This window comes from Bacillus sp. FSL K6-0073, from assembly GCF_038006085.1.
In the GTDB taxonomy this organism is placed as follows: domain Bacteria; phylum Bacillota; class Bacilli; order Bacillales; family Bacillaceae_G; genus Bacillus_A; species Bacillus_A cereus.
Genome location: NZ_JBBOUN010000001.1, coordinates 3088825 through 3106665 on the forward strand (window position 1 = coordinate 3088825; position 17841 = coordinate 3106665).

Consider the following 17841-nt stretch of genomic DNA (forward strand, 5'->3'; position numbering starts at 1 on the left):
TTTCCTCCCTTAGATTTTTTATTTTCTTATTTAGTTGTTATGTAATATGTAATACACCTATTTTAAAGATGTTAAACCTAAATTTTCAAAAAACTTCACATAATAGGTTATTAATGTTTTTGAATATCAAGGAAATGTCACGAGCACTTTGCTTTGATAACAGTGTTACAAATAACGCTTTGTTTGGAAGACAAGTCCATTATTTTATAGAAAATTTCTATTTAAAAAGTTACAAAAGGAGTACAAGATATTTTTTTCGTTAATTAAATCAAAGGAAAATAAAAAAACACTCTTTTTAAAAGAGTGCTAAAAAACATATAACCTACTAATGTTTCTAGTTTGATTACAGAAAGAAAGTCTTTATTAAAACATATAGTTGCTAATTTAATTGTGATCTTCCTTGCACCCAAGCAGCAATATCATTTATAACATACTCAGGAATATTAGCAGGACTATAATATTCATCCGGTTTACTTATTTCTCCATCCCCTTCTGTAAAGAAATGATTTAACTTTGGATATAGCTGGTAATCAACGTTATCTCGTTCTTTTAATTGTTCTTTCCAAAGAGGAATTTCGATTTTTGATTGAACTTGATAGTCTCTTTCCCCTTGAATAATAAGAAGCGGTGTCTTTTGTTCTTTTGACATTTCTGCTGCTTTAATTTTCCGAATAGAATCCCAAAATACTGCTGATCCTAAGTAAAAATCTTTTGGAGGATTCTGACCAGAGAAATTTGGATCATTTAATAATTCAAATTGCGATTTGTAGAATTTATATTGCTCCTGGTTCATTGCTCCAATAGAAAAAAGATACTCAAATTGATCTAAAACAACGTCTTGAATCGTACGAGCTGGCCCACCCATTACAATTGCCCCAGCAATATTTTGATTTTGGTCTTTTTCAATCATTTTCGGAAGCATCATTCCACCTTGACTATGACCAAGAATATATATTTGATTCTTATTTATTAGAGGCTCATTTTTAAGAAATTGAGTTACAAGAAGAGCATCATCTGTTGTCTCTTTATCAACTGTATAGAAGGGACTGAATTGTGTTTTCAGCCCATGTTCATACGTTCGTTTATTATAGCGAAGGACAGCAATTCCCTTCGATGCAAGACCTTCAGCTAAATCGCGAAATGGTTTTAAAGCAAACGCTGTTTCATCCTGATCAGTTGCTCCTGATCCTTGAACAAGAATAACCGCTGGAAAAGGACCCTTTCCTTTTGGAACCGACAATGTTCCTGGTAATGGAAATGCACCACTTCCAACTACTACTTCTTTATCAACAAATGATTCAGGCTTACTATATGATGGACGCTCAGCAACAGGACTAAACGACATGCTTAGTTGAAAATCGTCTATTTTTCCAGATGGATCTAGTTTAATTAGTAAAGGTACAGTCATTTTTTCAAAAACTAATTGAATCTCCACATTTGTATGAACAGGATTTGTCTCTTTTTGTGTAACCTCTCCAATTTCTATAAAAGAACCTGCTTGTAATTGAACTGGCAGTCCCTCCCAATAGCTCTTCAACCATTCTTCGGATATTATTTTCTGTAATGACCTTGAGGTTAAATCAAATGCAGATTTATAATCTTCACTATTCATATGGCGAATAAATGAAAGAGTAGTAGATATAATAGGATTTTCATCATCACTATTGTCTATTTTTTTTATATTTGTGTTTACTTCCTTTAATTTTGAAATAAATTGGTGGTTAAATGGATTATTATATGTATTAGGATATAAATTTGTTTTCAAAATTTCCGTATTCCGTGCCTTATACAAACTTGAAGAACTCGTAAACTTTTCAGGTGAAATTACTTCCTCCGCATATGAGACTGAGGGAATTGCTATTGTAAAAATTGCACTGATAAGTAATAACTTATTACTTATTCTTCTTTTCTTACCCATACTTATTGATTCTCCCTTCAAAATTTAAAAATTTCTAATACAATATGCCAACTATAAGGAAAATAAAAATTACCAAAGAGATTAATAATCTATTTTACGATCCCCCTCTCAAGTTAAAAATCTATCATTAACAAACTTCAATAAAAAACGCCTTCCCCCTCTTTTTTTATTGTTGGATTTTCCAATGACCTAGAAGCACAGCACGAAATTACATGTAACCTACCCATGAGATTCTCTGTTTCAAAAGAAAAAAGCACCCCACTAGATGCTTTCTTTAATTGTTCTCACTATCATTTATTTAGGTAATTCTCTTATTACTGTAAGATAAATTCATTCTATTTCCTAAATCTCACTTATTTCTTAATTCACTCATACCAATATAAAACCTAATAACCTACCATCAAAAAATAAAGAAAACAGGTTATTTTGCTATTCATTTCGTAAACTTAATGCTCAAATTAGTTTTTTCACAAAGTTAAACTTTATTAAGAAAAACTTAAAGAATTTCCCTCTATATTCATAAGAACTTTTTTCTATACTCAAAAATGTAAATAGACAAAAGGAGAAACGATCATGAAGAAATTTGTAATTTGCATACTAGGAATAGGCCTCCCTATATACTTACTACCTTTCATATTACGCGGAGATTTAGACAGATTTAATCCGATTGCTGAAGAAAAAAATGTATATGCCGTTGCGAAAGGATATGGTGTTCCAGATTATCATCATAAAGGAAGAGCTATGTACTCACTAAAAGGTGTTGATGAATTAAGCAATGAAAAAGAATATAAAGTTGGAACGAACACGCCTAATGATTTTAGAAGAAAAACTTACTTGAAAATTCATGTGAAAGGAAAGTATGTCTATTCTTACGACGTTATTTCTGAAAAGGACATTCCAGAGAAAATAAGGGGACAATTGGAGATAGCAAATAAATAAAAGAGCCAATTCGTACGAGTTGGCTCTTTTATTTATTTGCTATCTATCGTTTGGAGAATTCTTTCGGTAGATTTATTACATTCATTATCATTGTTTTAACAACCATTCTTCAATTACTTTCACTGTTTCATCTCGTTGTGCTTTTGGCGCAATTAAACTCGCATTATCACCTTTTTGCTCACCATACATGCCAAAATGAGCATGATTGCCCCCTTTTATCATGTGCATAGTTGTATTTTTCGACATTAACTTTTTATTGTTCTCTATTTTTTCTACAGTTGCTAAAGCATCTACTTCTCCATAAATTGATAACATCGGAATTGATTTCGTAGAAAAGTCATCTGCAGGATACGAACCTAAGAAAATGATCCCGTCTACCTTATCTTCATGTTGAAAGGCATACTTAGAAATCATAGCTCCTCCCATTGAATGCCCTGCAACATACCATTTTTGAACTTCCGGATACTTTTCAATTACACTATCTACCTCATTTATTCCAAGTATCGCTAAATTTAATGGTAACTTAGGCATTACTACAAATTGCCCATTTTTTGCAAGAGCTTCTCCTAAATAACTATAAGCCTCAGCTTCTACTTTAGCACCTTGATAAAAAATAACCCCTACTTTCGCATCTTTCGCTCCAAAAACGATATTATCTTCATCTTTTTTATCATCTACTAACGACAAAGCCTCTTTCGTCGGTTTATAAGTAAACTGAGACCAAGTCAAAAAAGTAATACTTCCTATAATTAAAATAGCTAGTAAAGAGTACAGCATAATTTTTATCCATTTCTTCACAAAGATGACCTCCCTAAGATGTATATATTCCATATTTCGGATTATCATTAACACACATAAAAACTCGAGCATTTTTATTATGCTCAAGTTTTTAGTTCCGTCTTTAATTTATACTATAAATTGTCCAAGATAAATATGTAGCAAATGCAGACCATAAAAAATACGGAATTAGCAACCATGTCGATACTTTAGATAATTTGGAAGAAACTGCTATGAGAAGTAACGTAGTAATAGCGACAAGTAAACAATCTACTGTTGCTAAAAACAAATTTTTTTGACTGAATTGAAAATAGCTGAAAGCTTGATTGCACATATAATTTAAAAGGAATATAAACCAAAATGTTTTTGGCTTAAATCCATATTTGTTATAAATAATTGCAACTGATAATGCAATGAGTCCATATAATACAGCCCAAACTATGCCGATTGTCATACCAGGAGGTGTCCAAGACGGCTTTTCTAACGCATCATACCAAGCACGATCAATAGGAAATAAAATACTAGAAACATAAAACAAGCCATATGTTAGTAAAAATACTATAATACTAGATTTTTTCATAAACATTCTCCTTTTTTAATAGAAAGTTTTAGAAACTCTATTTGATTCGTGTGCTCTTTCAATGAATAAAATTTTAATGTGTAAATGGACATTCCTATACTTTACATTATAATCTTTACATATGAAATTCATATTGATTCATTTATTTTATACAAGTTCTTTCATACTTTTATATGCACAAAGCGCTCTCTCTCGTGCTGCCTTATGTTCAACAACTGGCAAAGGATATGTATGACCAAGCTTAATATTGGCCTTTTGTAAAATATGCTCAGGTGCTTCCCAAGGTTTATGTATATACTTATTCGGTATATCTCTTAATTCTGGTACCCATTTTCTTATATACTCTCCATTTTTATCAAACTTTTCTCCTTGTGTGATAGGATTAAAAATACGAAAGTACGGTGATGCATCTGCTCCACTTCCAGCAACCCATTGCCATCCCATTGTATTATTTGCAATATCAGCATCTAGTAGTGTATCCATAAACCATTTTGCACCTTCTTGCCACGGAATTAACAAATGCTTTACAAGAAAAGAGGCTACAGCCATTCTTGCCCGATTATGCATAAAACCAGTTTGCCATAGTTCTCGCATTCCCGCATCAATAAACGGATAACCAGTTTCACCCTTCTGCCATACTCTTAATAACTCCTCTTCCTTATTCCATGGAAAATGTTCAAAGTTTTTATTAAGAGGTTTATATACTGTAAACGGATAGTGATATAGCAAATAATAAGAAAACTCTCTCCAAATTAATTGGCGTATAAAACTAATCACTTGTTTTTCAAAAAAACTACATTGTCTTTCGGTACTTTTATTTATTAAGTAGTGATACATTAACTTCACTGATATTTGGCCAAATGAAAGATATGGTGCCAACATCGAATGAGCATTTTGATTTGGAAAATCTCTTCCTTCACTATAAGAGGCTAATTTACTAGAGAAAAATTTCTTAAATGTTTTGTATGCCCCTTCCTCTGTAGGCTCCCATATTGCTTCCATATGAGATGTCCACGGTATAGTCGGCAACAAGTGTAATTCTGAAACAGATAAGCTTGCTGGTAAAGAGCTTCCCCACTTTATACTCTGTACTCTGCTAATAGGTTTAGGTATTACCTGCTTTTGAAATGCATTGTAAAAAGGCGTAAACACCTTATATTCAGTGTTATCCTTCTTTTTTATAATCCACGGTTCTAATAATAAATGCGAATTAAATTCCTTACAAATAATACCTTTATCTTCTAACATCATTTTCATTTTTTGATTAGATTTTAACCTGTCTGGATTATAACAACTATTCCAATATACAGCTGTTATATCTAATTGTTTTATAAGAGAAAGTATTTCTTCTTGTGTATTTCCTTTGCGGATTATTAAAGTAGAGCCCAATGCCTCAAGTTGCTTTTGGACATCTATTATAGCATGGTGTAACCACCACTTTGCTGCACTTCCTATTGAAAAAGTTTCATCTTGTACATATACCGGAAGAACCTCCCCGGACTGAACAGCCTCAAATAGAGCTGGGTTATCATATAAACGAAAATCTTTTTGAAACATAACGATAATTTTATTTTGCATGGCTACCTCTTCTGATTCTTAAAACATAATAAAATTTATTATACAACAACAATTTATACATAAGAATTTATTTGTCTTTCATAGATTAATTAACTTTTTCAACTATTTTATTAGTAGCAATTTTAACAACCGTTTCTTTTTCACCTGTTCTATCAATCATGAAACCATGAACTTTAATATCAGAAGGTACTAACGGATGATGACGAATCATATCTATACTCTTTTCAATATTTTCACTAACATTTTTTTGTCCACTCAGCCATTGATTAAGGCTACCACTTGAAAATTCAGGCATGCAATTTTTAAAGAGATAGTCTATTTCTCTGTTATTTTTTATGGAATCACGTTGAATTTGTAGATTAACTACATCAGTTTCTTTATCCTCTATTCCGACAACAAAAATTTCTTCCACATTTTCTTCATAAATAGCAATAATAATAGATCTCATTATATCTCCATAAGGATGTACAATTACAGAATCATAGCTGTGAATAGTCAACATGTTTTCTTGTTGAATGTTAGTTACTTGTTGGATACTAGGCTCTATTCCGTGTTCAATGTCTGTTAATAATAAAACTTTTTTATTCTTTGAATTCATATGGAGCACTCCTTCTTCATTATTGTATTTATGAAACTTTTAAGATAGTAACAATAATAATTGTTACCAGTTTTTCCAGCGTCCCTCTGGATCAACACTTGCAAGTCTAACCCATCCATTTTGAACTTTTTCTCGAAATGTGAAATCATTATTTAACAAACGTTCTATATATTCAATAGGTGCTTGAATGACAATTAGTAAACGAAGTGGTGAATGATACGTCTCACTATCTGACTGCATAACAGATTGCCAAGGTAAGCCTGGCAACAGGTCACTAGCATTCCCTTGCATAACACCGAGACCTGCCGTTACGGTTTGGGTTGTTTTATTTCCACTACCATAATAATGAGGAGCTACAGTTGATGCGTAATATTGTAGATTTATCCACTGCGCAACTGTTCCTGGTCCTGCAATAATATTAGCTAATATATCTCCACTTCCATCCTGTTTCCAATCATAATTATGAAGGAAAGCCCTACCTTCTAAGTCACAATCTTGAGTTAATTCACGCTGTCCGATAATAAAAGATGCATTACGTGCTAATCCCCACTCTGGACGTATTTCACTCCAATCTTCTGCAAACCGATGTGCCTCTTTACTCGGATTTTTTATTTTCGTTTTAAAATTAGGTAATTGCGTTAAACGTTCTCTATTTGCATGTTGGCTCACATTTGGCATAATCGTCTCGATACAATCAAACGCTTCTTGAGCAGTTTTCGAAAGTTCTGGGACGTAAATCCATTCCAATTCGTCCACTGTTGTTTTATGTTCAGCTGCTGCAAAAATGGTATCCTCAGGAATGTTAATGCCTTCAGCAGACAACGCCTCTCTTACTTCTGGAAGATTACATAAAGTAGCGAAAACTCTTGCATTGAATCCCCCTGCTGCGCCTCCACAAGCACCACACTCAAGTGCTGCAGCATAAGGGTTGTTCGTACTTTGACTACTATGTCCGCACATTACAACTAAAGGAGCAAATTTTTCCGTCAGTCCCACCATTTTTAAAGTTTGACGCACATAGTTCACTTTTTCTTCTTTCGTAAAACCGATAGGTATCTCACCTTTTGTGTCATGAACATAATTAAGCGAGAATGTTGTATCAGGTTTTTGTAACATAGTTTTACGAAGGTTACGAATGAAACCACCAACTCCTCTTGGGACAAAGCTTCTTGTCACCATCTGTAGACCAAGTAAAGGACCACTTAACTCAGGTAGCGCCATACTTGTCAGTACGTTCTGTTTCATCGTTTTAAATGTATAACGCACCGAACTACCTATCCTCTTACGTTGCTCATAAGATTTAAGTTCATTTTCATTTGTGAGCTCTTTTATTTGATGTTTCGGTTTGAGTATAACTGGCAAAGAAGGATGGTTGTTATTACTACCTAGTTCACTAGTTGCAATTGGTAATCCAAAGAAACCAGCTATTCCAAACGTTTCAAACGGACCTAGTTTTTCTAAGTGGCGACGAAACGGTTCTGAACGTACATCAATACAAAATGCTAATTGAGCTAATACATGCTTTTTATCATTGGTTGCACGTTGTTTAGAAGCAATCTTCTCTCTTAATTGCTCTGCATGCGTTTGTTCCCAAGCTTCCAGCCAAAGTTTTCTGCGAATATTTTCATCAAAACGATATGCAAATGCTAACAATTCGCTTTGTTCAGCTGTAGACATTTGTGACCATTCCCGTGTTGAAATATTCCCCCAATAGATCCAAGAAGCTATAAGTGGGACGATCGAAACTTTTTTCTCAACCTTTTGATTTTTTAAAGGTAAATAAGGTTTTGCAATAGCCAGCTCCATAGAAATTCGAACTGCTAAATATTCTATTAAAAGCCCCTGTTCCTGAATTGATTGTTGTGAGCGCCATCGTATCATTCCTGCCCACCCAGGTAAAGAAAGTAAGTGCCCTTCAAGATAAGCTTGTATGTTAGATTCAGAAATTCCTAGTTCAAATAACGCTCTCGCTAAAGCTACTTCGGCATCTTGTGGCCAATCTTTTAAAACTTTACGCTCATTTTTACTGAGCGCTGGATCAAATGTAATAAGGTGTTGCCATGCACGATAAAAACCTTTCTCTCGATTTGGCATCGTCCAACTTGATCCGGAGTCATCAAGATATAATTTACACCATTTAATGATATGATAATTAAGAATATCAGATAGGTTTTCACTATTTTGATTCTCTATAAGCGAACTTATTGATTGCATAACAGAGGCTTTCATATTTGCTGTATTTATATAACTCAGTTCTTCTGCCAATTTATTTAATTCTGGCGATGATAATAGACTAGAAGGTAATTTTTCTAACTTTAAAGCCGCTTGGCAAAATCGCTCTACTTTCTCTCGCGGAATATGAAAAGATTGTGAATCCAGCCAACGAGACAAACTACTTTGTAAAAATGATTCCTCAATCTCACCTTTCGCTTTTGCCGAATGAATCATGGAAGTACTAGGATACATATCCACATTACGAGCTTCTTTTAACCAATTTGCGACTTGTTCAAATGATTGCTTTTCAAGTCCCATCCAAGGGTGGTGAGCTGCAAACGTAGAGATAGGCCAAAGTGGTGCAATAACTCGGCTAGCAGATGCAACTAAATCATTTATATTATTTTCTTGCATATCAATGTTTGTATCTTTCTTTAATATTGACGATATGCTCATCACGAATTACCTCCCTTTGATACATAATGTTTCAGATAGCTTGGGTGACTTTCTACTGATTTTCTTCTCGCCTCACCTACTCGAACTAACCAAAGATAAAGTACAGCGAATAAAGTAGAAGATTGATTACGAGTAACGAAAGTACTAGTAACACTACTAAATAGTAAAATACATATAACAAAGATAACGGCTGGAGCTGAAGGTTGAACACTTTGATAAATATCAGTATGCAACCATTTATAAAGAGAATTATGAACGGTAAAGTAAATGAGAGAAAATCCAATCAAAACAATTACGCCAGCAATTCGTCCCATTCTTCCCTCTCCAAAAACAACAAGCTGTTTCCATGAAAAGTATAGTGACCAGCCTAAGATTAACGCACTAACTAGTTGATACCCCTCTCCAGAAGTCATAAACCAGAAAGTAATTGCTATAAATACTCCTAAAACACGCCCGACTATAATCCATAAATTGGACATCTTTTCATTAGACTGATTCACTATCCCAAAACGTTGCACTGAAGAACCAGCTTGTAAAAACAGCGTAGCTTTAAACAAACCATGTAAAATTAAATGAATAATAGCCGCTAAATAAGCGCCTAATGCACATTGAATAAGCATAAATCCCATTTGTGCAATAGTTGAACCTACTAGCTGACGTTTATAATCAACTTGGACTAAACTAATTCCTGTTCCGATTAAGACAGAAATACTAGAGAAAATAAGTAAAAAGATTTGTGCAATATCATCATGAAAAAGAGGTGAAAATCTAGTTAACATGATACCGCCAGCATTTACTAAACCTGCATGCATAATAGCTGAAACAGGAGTTGGAGCAACGGCAGACTCAATTAACCATCTTTGAAAAGGCCATTGTGCTGCTGGAATCATCACCGCTAATATAATTAATAAGTTAATTCCTGTTCTCTCCAATGTTCCATGTAGCGCTACATTTTCATTCGTTAAAACTGATGTTAATTGCCACTGTCCTGTTATTTGAAAAAGCCAAATGATAGCTGATAGCAACGCAATCCAACTTATTGTAAATAAATAGCCAGAGATTTTTGTTGCTTCACTAACTACTTTCCACCCTTTATTTAGCCCTATGAGTAGAACCAATCCTATAAGCGTTGCTCCCCAACAAATGATCATGAAACGAAGATCGTCACTTAACCATGCAACCGAAGATACACCTGTAGTAAATGTAAAAAGTGCAAAGTATTTTCGATATGAGCGATCTCCCATTAAGTAACGTACAGAAAAACGCTGAATGATTAAACCAATTGTAAGAACAAAGAAAGCCATTAACCAAGCTAAAGTATCTAGATGCCAAGGCCCCACAACTCTATCTCCATTGTTATTAACAAGTGCGAGTAAAGAAATCAATGAAGGCAAAGCAGCGATACCAATATGGATATGAACAAAACGTAAAGGCATCCTTGCATTTAAAAACAATAATCCACTTAGCCAAGAAGCACTAAGCGCTATAAAAAATAATGTTAACAGTGTTGATGAACTCAGCGAAATTAACATGTTAAATACTCCCTTCTAAGCGAAAATAACCTATAAAAATTCCTTTTAATTAAGATGTTTTTTTAAATTTCAATTTTCATTCACTCTTTTTAGTGCATCGTTTTTTCCCATAAAAAAAACCGACAACTTCCATAATTCAATGATTTTATATCATCATTGAATTATGGAGATTGTCGGTTTCCCTTCAACTAACTTCAATAAAGTTTTTTGAAGAGCTCCCATTTTATAGAGAATAATAATGTATGTATTACTCCTGTTAAAAAGAAATGTATATTTCTGATCTCCTAGATTATGCAATCAATATATCAATTTATGTTATACGCTATCTTTTAATTAAGAAACTTTTTCATTTAGTCAATATTACATATTAAAAAAATGCTAAAGCCTTAATTATAGCAAGCTGTTAAAATGAGCATCTATCAATTTTTTAAAACAATTATAAGATAAACCATATTAAGCAGTTTGTCAATTTCTTTATCAGTTTTTTAAGAGTTATTAGAATTACGATTTATTATACCTAAATAACTTCAAGTTTTTAATTATTAGCCTGTTAATAAAGTGCAAAACTTGTAGGTTTCTTAATCCTTCCACTAACCTTAAGGTATTTTTAAAATTTCTCCTCAAGATTATGAAGCAATTTAAAAATCATTACTCGTTCGCCTGTACGGGAGCTTATATCCGTATGAAAGCTCTTCACTTTCTCTCCAGTTAATTCTAGTATAATCTCTTTCAGATCATCAATTCCAGATTCAACTAGCTCCGAACGATTCTTCTTTATCGTTAGCATCCCGTCTTTTGTTTCGCAAACACTATATTCAGCCGGCGTTAAAACACCTTGTAAATTTACGATAATCATATCCCGTAATATATCTGTCTTAACGGATATAGACCCGCGTCCTAGGTAGTCCTTTTCCCAGTGAGTAATTGCTTTGCTTATCTCTGATTCAATAGAGCCTTTTGAGCTTTTCATCTATGTATCCTCCTTCAATAAAATAAATTTACAATAACAATATAATAATCCGGATTGATTTTATTTTCAATTATTGAGAAGAATTTATTGGGATTGTTGTATGGTATCCTTTCATATCATAGCGATTTTTTATATTACAATATAGATTTTTTTGATCATTCCCAACAAGATACTCTTACTATAAAGGCTCTGTTGCATAGATTTCTAAAAAGGACATTCCGGAGAAAATAAGGAAACTCTTGTGACATAATACATAAACGAAAGAGTCGATTTCTTTATAAAATAGGAAATCGACTTTTGCTTAATTATTGATTTAGTAATAAAAACACCTTTTAAAATAACTATGTTTATACTATAGACGTTGATCTTTTTGGAAATTTAGTCGAAAATGATCTGCATCATTGTAAACACCAAATTCATATCCATTTTCCTTATAGAATTTAATGATTTCCGGAAGTGCTTGTAATGTTTGCGCCTTTTCATGCATTAAAACAACTTCTACTTCTTCTGTTGTTTGTTTCTTTACATTTTCGATAATCTGAGTTGGATTATCTTTTAATTTCCAATCATTTGAGTCTATTGTCCAATCCCAAACTTTTATTGCTGCTTCTACAATTTGATTACGAATTTCCTCACCCTTTAATCCTGGTGCAGATCCATATGGTGGACGGACTAGTTTAGGAGTTGTACCCGTAATATTATGGATAAGAGCTAACGTTTCTTTCATTTCCGGTACAAATTGTCCCTTTTTGTATAGTTTATCACTATTATGTGTCATACTATGTGCACCAATATAATGTCCTTCTTTTACCGCTCGTTTTACGTTTTCCTGAAAACCTGTATTTTGTAAATTACTACCTTGCATAAAAAATGTCGAAGCAACATTTTGCTCTTTTAGTACATCTAAAAATTTTCCAGTTAATTCGCTAGGACCGTCATCGAATGTTAAATACACAACCTTTCCTACCGGTTTTCCATCAGGTCTTTTCTGTTTTTCCGGTGGTGTTTCTTTTTTCTTTTCTTGTTGTTGCGTATTAACTTGTTTAATACTTTCATTAGCTACTCCCTTCGCTGGGGTAGAGTTCCATTTCCCAATTAAAAAGAATGTGAAAAAGGTCGTTGCTAAAACAACTCCTAAAGATATGATTGCCTTCGTTACTACACTTGTTTTTTTCTTACTTTTCGATTCTTTCATGATTTTCCGATCCTTTCCCTATTAATTTTCATTATTTATAAGGCTGAGCCTTTATTCGACTGAATCATTCGTTTCAACCGGTGTTTACAATAAATAGATTAATAGAGAGAGGTAAAGATAAAATGCAGATAGTGTCGAAATCAGTTAAAGAATAAGGTTAAGTTAATTCTTAAATTTGAAAACTGGATATACACCCAAAATAAAAAATACTATTCTTTCTAATTAAGATTTAGAAAGAATAGTATTTTTCTATTTACCTATTTTATTACATCGTAAAATAATTAATAATGCCATCCACAATACCTTGTTGCGATTTTGCTTGGAATTCTTCTGAATTCATTCTTTTTTCATCACTCGCATTAGATGTAAACCCTAATTCAATTAAGATAGCCGGAGAAGGATTTTCTCGTAAGACAAGAAAATCACTTCCATGAATACCTCTATCACGGCTGTCTATATTTTGATCAAAAATAGCTTCTTGTACGGTCTTAGCTAACTTTTTATCTTTCCTTTTATTAGATCCAAAATGAGTTGTTATTCCTTTTACATTTGTATCCTCAAAAGCATCATGATGAATGCTAATATAAAGATCCGCCGCATGGTCTTTCGCTACTTTGACACGTGCTTGTAATTCTTCCTTTTGCTTTGTTTCTGGAAGTAAGCTCGTATCTTTTTCACGTGTTAATATAACTTTTGCATCCGTTCTTTCTTCTAATTCTTTCTTTATATTTTGTGCTACTTTTAAATTAAGCTCTTTTTCAATCGTTCCTAATTTCTTTCCTTTCGTCCCTCTATCTCCTCCACCATGCCCTGGATCAATTACAATAGTTTTTCCTTTTAATCGTAAATCCTCTTTTGATATGTTTTTGTGCCCTTTAGCATGTATGAAACTAACGCCTGTACCCATTATTATTATAATAAGCAAAAGCAATATCGCTCTTTTTTTCATTTTAACAATCTCCTTATCAACTTTTCATTCTCTTTCTAATGAAAATAGTAATGAATGCTGATAAAGATAAAATGCAGATAATGTCGATTTTGTTTAAAAATGATAAAAACGTGTAGAAAAAATTCTACACGTTTTTATTTAAATAGAAATAAAATAATACTCCATCTTCTGTATTTGAAACACCATATTCCGCATCATGTAGCTCTAATATATTTTTTGAAATAGCAAGTCCCAATCCTGTTCCACCTTTTGAACGTTGACGAGACGTATCCCCTCGATAGAAACGATCCCATATTTTCTCTAAATGTTCTGGCGCGATATGAGCCCCTTTATTTTCTACACATACTTTTACACGTTCATTCTCTTCTATTGTAGAAATAATAATATTCTCCTGTTCTGGTGTGTAACGAATCGCATTTGTAATAAAGTTCGTTATAACTTGTTCTATGCGATGCTGGTTTGCAACAACTTCAATTTTAGAAAGTTGTTTATGAACATGTAATTGCTTAGCTGTTATATCCGAGGTTAATTGCTCACATATGTAATCGATCATTTCATCAATATGGAAAACATCCATTTCCATTTTATATGTACCAGATTCGAATTTCGCTAACTCCAGCATATCAATAATGAGCATATCCATTTTATCTACTTCTTTTGACATTGCTTTAAAGTAATACTCCTTTTTATTACTAGCAACACCATCCTCTAAAATTGAAATACAGCTCTTCATAATACTTAAAGGTGTTTTTAACTCATGTGAAACACCAGCGATAAATTCTTTACGTGTATTCTCTAATTGCTTTTCTTTTTCTATATCTTGCTGCAATTGATGAATATACGAATGCAAAGCTTTAGAAAGTGTATTAATATTTTGTGATAAATCACCTATTTCATCCTTTGTAGTAATAGGTATCGTCTCAGAGAAATCTAAACCCGCGATTTTTTTTGTAGTATCATTTATTTGTAATAATGGCTTGGCGATTTTTTTTGAGTAATAGAACGATATCAAAACGATTAAAATTAATACAAAGATAATTAAATATATATAATAATCCTTTATCATTTGCACAGCTTCATCAACTGGCTGCAATGATGTCATAGCAAATATGTAATTTGTCTTACCATTTGCATCTTTTGTTGGTTTGACTAATAATTTATATTTAATATCATTTTCTTCATAATCCATTATTTCTGTAGAAGTAATATTATTTGGTTTTTGATTTAATATTAAATCAGTCTGAAATTGTTTTATTCTATCTATAAGCACACGATTTCCATAAATAGAGTTAGTTCCTACAGTCCCCTCCGGTAACTGCACGTTCTTAATGCTTCCTGCTAGATATAACTGTGAACTTTCTTTTGAAGATGCGGCTTTTGGCCCATACAACCTTTCTGACAGTTGCTTGTTCTCTAGCCCAACATTCTTCTCTTTTATTGTTAACATCGCAGGGACTACTATATTCCCCTTCTGTACTCCGTCGATAATAATATGACTCCCTTGTTCTAAGCTATATTTCATCCTTTGTATATCTTCTAAATTGATAAAACTATACAACGGTATGTGAATGGAACGTTCAGAAAATATCTTATTTTCGTTTGGGTCTAATTGAATTTCTATAGAAAAATCATTTGCATATTTTATATTTCCTACACGATCTAACGTTGTAATCCATGTCGCATTCTCTTGATAGAAATTTTGTTCTAATTCTTGAATTACCTTCGCATCATCTCCAGCTTTTATATATGCTTTTTCAAAGAATTGAATATTTGTTTTAATATCATTCACTTTTCGATTTGCGTAGTATTGCTTAAAAAATATAGTTTGTCCCATAAAAATAATTACTAAAATAAGTGTGCATAATGCTGTTGTTAACATAAATAACTTTAATACAATTCCTTTTTTCATACTTGTCCCTCAAATTTATAACCAGCTCGTACAACAGTTACAATACAAGCTGCTTTTTGTCCTAATTTATGACGCAAATTACGAATATGACTATTAACAGTGCGATCATCCCCAGCGAATTCATAACCCCAAATTTTATTGATTAGTTGTTCTCTCGAAATTACAATTCCTTGATTTCGCATGAGATACGTTACTATTTCAAATTCTGTATGCGTCAAATTTATGTCTTCCCCATCTATAGTTACTGTACGAGAAGGAAAATGTACATGGATACCACTACTCGTTAATGTGTCTTCAGCTGGTACATTAGCAGCGGAAGAATATCGGCTTTCCATTAATCGTTTTGCTCTTGCTAATAAAATAGGAGGACTATATGGCTTTGTAACATAATCATCTGCTCCTAGTTCAAATCCAAGTAAAGTATCATCTTCATCCACCCGAGCCGTTAGCATAATAATAGGTACATTAGATTTCTTCCGAATTCGCCGACAAACCGTCCAACCATCTAATTCCGGTAACATAATATCTAAAATAATTAAATGCACCTCATACTCTTCAAATATAGATAACGCTTCTTTCCCATCAATCGCCTCTAAGACGTTATACCCTTCGTTTAATAAGTAATCTTTCATAATTTCACGTAAAATATCTTCATCTTCTACAATTAATATTGTTCTTTGCATCTTTTATCTTCTCCACGATTTATTTTATTGTAAGGAAGAAATAGTTCATTTTATATGTTAACCAATTAGAAATCTTTCACTATTTCCGTCACTACTACATTCAACATAATTATATCAAGATAATAGCATGACGGTATAAAGATAAAATGCAGAGATAGCCTTACTATTGAAATGCTATTATAATTTGTAATTGGAATCAATTTGAATCAAATAAAAAACCAAAAGAAATACTATGATATCGCGACTTAAACTAAATAATATAGCGTATATCAAAAATGAGTTTCCTGAATACTTTCGAAATGGAACAGTAAAAAAACAGTCTCAGTACATCAAAGTTGATTTAGAACACATTATGAATACCTTAAAACCTGGACAGGTGTGAATTTAGGGTAATATCATATTTTCCATTCAAATATGATAGAATAGAAGTATATCCAAAACGGAGGAATAACAAATGAACTCAAACACAAAACAGTTTATTTATGATATCCAGCAACGAAAGAACAATTATATAGAAAATGCTTTAATAGCAATACAACACCCTAAAAAAGAGCAATCTGAACAGGTCATTCAAAATATAGTAGAGAAGATGGATATGATGATTAGTCTAGTTACTACGTACATGAGGATTGAATCTGGATCTACGGAAGAATTAAAAGAACTTCAGAAAGAAATTATCCATGCTCAAGCATATATTCAAAAACGAAAATTTGAAGAAACACAGAGATAAAACCCTGTGTTTTTATTTGATTTATAACGCTAATCTGTTATAAATCAAATTACATGTAATTTGATTATTGTTTTGGCATAATCCATACAATTTGTTGAATGCGTACAATATATGGCACCGTATCTTCAATGAGCAAATGATCTGGTTTCACATCCTTTAATTTCCCTCTTATATTTCCTCTTACAGTTTCAATAACCACATGTTTACCAATTACTGATTGTAATGTCTGATATACATAGGGATTAGGCACACTTACCATATTTTGTTTACTAAAGTCATTTCCCTCCAAATAACTCATTCTATAAGACTCCTTTCTAACTTGCATTCTTTCTACTAATATATGATATAAATCTTATAAATATGCTAGAAGGATAATTCATTATATGGACGGAAATAACATTTTAATAGGGTACGGTTTCTATTTCTACATTGCTAAAAAATTATTTATATAAAGTTACTTTTACTAGTTAATAGGAGATGATAAAGGGATATTTTGAATATACATCTAGGTTGTTCCTTTCTGGTTATGTATCATTTTAAATACGCCCTTTATTAGAATAGTGCTCATACTTTTTTTGAGATTCTTTCGTAATACGTGCGTTAAGTAAAATTGCTAACAATAAAAATACTCCATATTTTCCCCCTGTAGCTCCTATGATAATCACACTACTACAAACAAGTACAATTAATAGGATAAACGAAACTAAATAAATACGATCATAATTCTTTGACATCTTCTCGTATTTTATGCGTTTTTTCCTTGCATCCATTTTAATTCCTCCTTTAGATGATCCATTTCACTCTCAGATAAAT

At 32.5% G+C, this 17841-nt stretch carries 16 protein-coding genes and 1 pseudogene; 3 read left to right on the top strand and 14 right to left on the bottom strand.

The features are described 5' to 3' along the window. Positions 1-113: 113 nt before the first annotated feature. Positions 114-267, top strand: a pseudogene (locus tag MHB52_RS16035) (acyl dehydratase). A gap of 112 nt (positions 268-379) precedes the next feature. Here MHB52_RS16035 and MHB52_RS16040 read toward each other — a convergent pair. Next, positions 380-1918, bottom strand: coding sequence for an alpha/beta hydrolase (locus tag MHB52_RS16040; RefSeq protein WP_063264080.1), 1539 nt, complete (start codon positions 1916-1918; stop codon positions 380-382). A 573-nt stretch (positions 1919-2491) separates the two neighbouring features. On the opposite strand from MHB52_RS16040, the gene MHB52_RS16045 reads away from it, so the two are divergent. Further along, positions 2492-2857 (top strand): YxeA family protein, encoded by a 366-nt coding sequence (locus MHB52_RS16045; RefSeq protein WP_000714888.1) that lies wholly within the window; start codon positions 2492-2494, stop codon positions 2855-2857. Positions 2858-2944: 87 nt separating this feature from the next. On the opposite strand, the gene MHB52_RS16050 is transcribed toward MHB52_RS16045, so the two are convergent. The 11 genes from MHB52_RS16050 to MHB52_RS16100 all read right to left on the bottom strand — a co-directional run bounded on the left by MHB52_RS16050 (position 2945) and on the right by MHB52_RS16100 (position 16298). After that, positions 2945-3655, bottom strand: coding sequence for an alpha/beta hydrolase (locus tag MHB52_RS16050; protein ID WP_000758815.1), 711 nt, complete (start codon positions 3653-3655; stop codon positions 2945-2947). A gap of 103 nt (positions 3656-3758) precedes the next feature. Further along, positions 3759-4214, bottom strand: a complete 456-nt coding sequence (locus MHB52_RS16055; RefSeq protein WP_000749728.1) for a TspO/MBR family protein — start codon at positions 4212-4214, stop codon at positions 3759-3761. 147 nt (positions 4215-4361) lie between these two features. After that, positions 4362-5792, bottom strand: coding sequence for a cryptochrome/photolyase family protein (locus tag MHB52_RS16060; RefSeq protein WP_061663220.1), 1431 nt, complete (start codon positions 5790-5792; stop codon positions 4362-4364). 85 nt (positions 5793-5877) lie between these two features. Then, positions 5878-6390, bottom strand: coding sequence for a hypothetical protein (locus MHB52_RS16065; RefSeq protein ID WP_001086243.1), 513 nt, complete (start codon positions 6388-6390; stop codon positions 5878-5880). A gap of 63 nt (positions 6391-6453) precedes the next feature. Then, the gene (locus MHB52_RS16070) at positions 6454-9060 is read right to left on the bottom strand and encodes a DUF2309 domain-containing protein (RefSeq protein WP_016118221.1); all 2607 of its coding nucleotides are present in this window, start codon (positions 9058-9060) and stop codon (positions 6454-6456) included. Then, complete coding sequence (locus tag MHB52_RS16075; RefSeq protein ID WP_016118222.1) at positions 9060-10592, bottom strand: NADH dehydrogenase subunit 5; 1533 nt, start codon at positions 10590-10592, stop codon at positions 9060-9062. Before MHB52_RS16075 ends, MHB52_RS16070 begins: the two co-directional genes overlap by 1 nt. Before the next feature lie 607 nt (positions 10593-11199). Then, the gene (locus tag MHB52_RS16080) at positions 11200-11562 is read right to left on the bottom strand and encodes a DUF2294 domain-containing protein (protein WP_000842548.1); all 363 of its coding nucleotides are present in this window, start codon (positions 11560-11562) and stop codon (positions 11200-11202) included. Positions 11563-11914: 352 nt separating this feature from the next. After that, positions 11915-12757, bottom strand: a complete 843-nt coding sequence (locus MHB52_RS16085; protein ID WP_061663740.1) for a polysaccharide deacetylase family protein — start codon at positions 12755-12757, stop codon at positions 11915-11917. A 265-nt stretch (positions 12758-13022) separates the two neighbouring features. After that, complete coding sequence (locus MHB52_RS16090) at positions 13023-13706, bottom strand: N-acetylmuramoyl-L-alanine amidase family protein (RefSeq protein ID WP_000745357.1); 684 nt, start codon at positions 13704-13706, stop codon at positions 13023-13025. Between the two features lie 124 nt (positions 13707-13830). After that, a complete protein-coding gene (locus MHB52_RS16095; RefSeq protein ID WP_061663742.1) occupies positions 13831-15615 on the bottom strand; it encodes a sensor histidine kinase in 1785 nt (594 codons plus the stop codon). Further along, on the bottom strand, positions 15612-16298 hold the full coding sequence (locus MHB52_RS16100; RefSeq protein WP_061663744.1) for a response regulator transcription factor: 687 nt from the start codon (positions 16296-16298) through the stop codon (positions 15612-15614). Before MHB52_RS16100 ends, MHB52_RS16095 begins: the two co-directional genes overlap by 4 nt. Before the next feature lie 454 nt (positions 16299-16752). Between MHB52_RS16100 and MHB52_RS16110 the strand changes: the two genes are divergently transcribed. After that, positions 16753-17028 (top strand): hypothetical protein, encoded by a 276-nt coding sequence (locus MHB52_RS16110; RefSeq protein WP_001087712.1) that lies wholly within the window; start codon positions 16753-16755, stop codon positions 17026-17028. Positions 17029-17092: 64 nt separating this feature from the next. Here MHB52_RS16110 and MHB52_RS16115 read toward each other — a convergent pair whose 3' ends face one another. Beyond that, positions 17093-17326: a YuzF family protein gene (locus tag MHB52_RS16115; protein ID WP_000120818.1), complete on the bottom strand. Its 234-nt coding sequence runs from the start codon at positions 17324-17326 to the stop codon at positions 17093-17095. A gap of 238 nt (positions 17327-17564) precedes the next feature. Next, positions 17565-17798, bottom strand: a complete 234-nt coding sequence (locus tag MHB52_RS16120) for a hypothetical protein (RefSeq protein ID WP_000340044.1) — start codon at positions 17796-17798, stop codon at positions 17565-17567. Between the last annotated feature and the right edge of the window lie 43 nt (positions 17799-17841).

Bases quoted from the DNA above. Each gene is read 5' to 3' on its own strand.
- MHB52_RS16045 (WP_000714888.1), top strand. From the start codon at position 2,492: ATGAAGAAATTTGTAATTTGCATACTAGGAATAGGCCTCCCTATATAC.
- MHB52_RS16100 (WP_061663744.1), bottom strand. From the start codon at position 16,298: ATGCAAAGAACAATATTAATTGTAGAAGATGAAGATATTTTACGTGAA.
- MHB52_RS16115 (WP_000120818.1), bottom strand. From the start codon at position 17,326: ATGAGTTATTTGGAGGGAAATGACTTTAGTAAACAAAATATGGTAAGT.
- MHB52_RS16090 (WP_000745357.1), bottom strand. From the start codon at position 13,706: ATGAAAAAAAGAGCGATATTGCTTTTGCTTATTATAATAATAATGGGT.
- MHB52_RS16040 (WP_063264080.1), bottom strand. From the start codon at position 1,918: ATGGGTAAGAAAAGAAGAATAAGTAATAAGTTATTACTTATCAGTGCA.
- MHB52_RS16060 (WP_061663220.1), bottom strand. From the start codon at position 5,792: ATGCAAAATAAAATTATCGTTATGTTTCAAAAAGATTTTCGTTTATAT.
- MHB52_RS16075 (WP_016118222.1), bottom strand. From the start codon at position 10,592: ATGTTAATTTCGCTGAGTTCATCAACACTGTTAACATTATTTTTTATA.
- MHB52_RS16055 (WP_000749728.1), bottom strand. From the start codon at position 4,214: ATGAAAAAATCTAGTATTATAGTATTTTTACTAACATATGGCTTGTTT.
- MHB52_RS16080 (WP_000842548.1), bottom strand. From the start codon at position 11,562: ATGAAAAGCTCAAAAGGCTCTATTGAATCAGAGATAAGCAAAGCAATT.
- MHB52_RS16110 (WP_001087712.1), top strand. From the start codon at position 16,753: ATGAACTCAAACACAAAACAGTTTATTTATGATATCCAGCAACGAAAG.
- MHB52_RS16065 (WP_001086243.1), bottom strand. From the start codon at position 6,390: ATGAATTCAAAGAATAAAAAAGTTTTATTATTAACAGACATTGAACAC.
- MHB52_RS16070 (WP_016118221.1), bottom strand. From the start codon at position 9,060: ATGAGCATATCGTCAATATTAAAGAAAGATACAAACATTGATATGCAA.
- MHB52_RS16095 (WP_061663742.1), bottom strand. From the start codon at position 15,615: ATGAAAAAAGGAATTGTATTAAAGTTATTTATGTTAACAACAGCATTA.
- MHB52_RS16085 (WP_061663740.1), bottom strand. From the start codon at position 12,757: ATGAAAGAATCGAAAAGTAAGAAAAAAACAAGTGTAGTAACGAAGGCA.
- MHB52_RS16120 (WP_000340044.1), bottom strand. From the start codon at position 17,798: ATGGATGCAAGGAAAAAACGCATAAAATACGAGAAGATGTCAAAGAAT.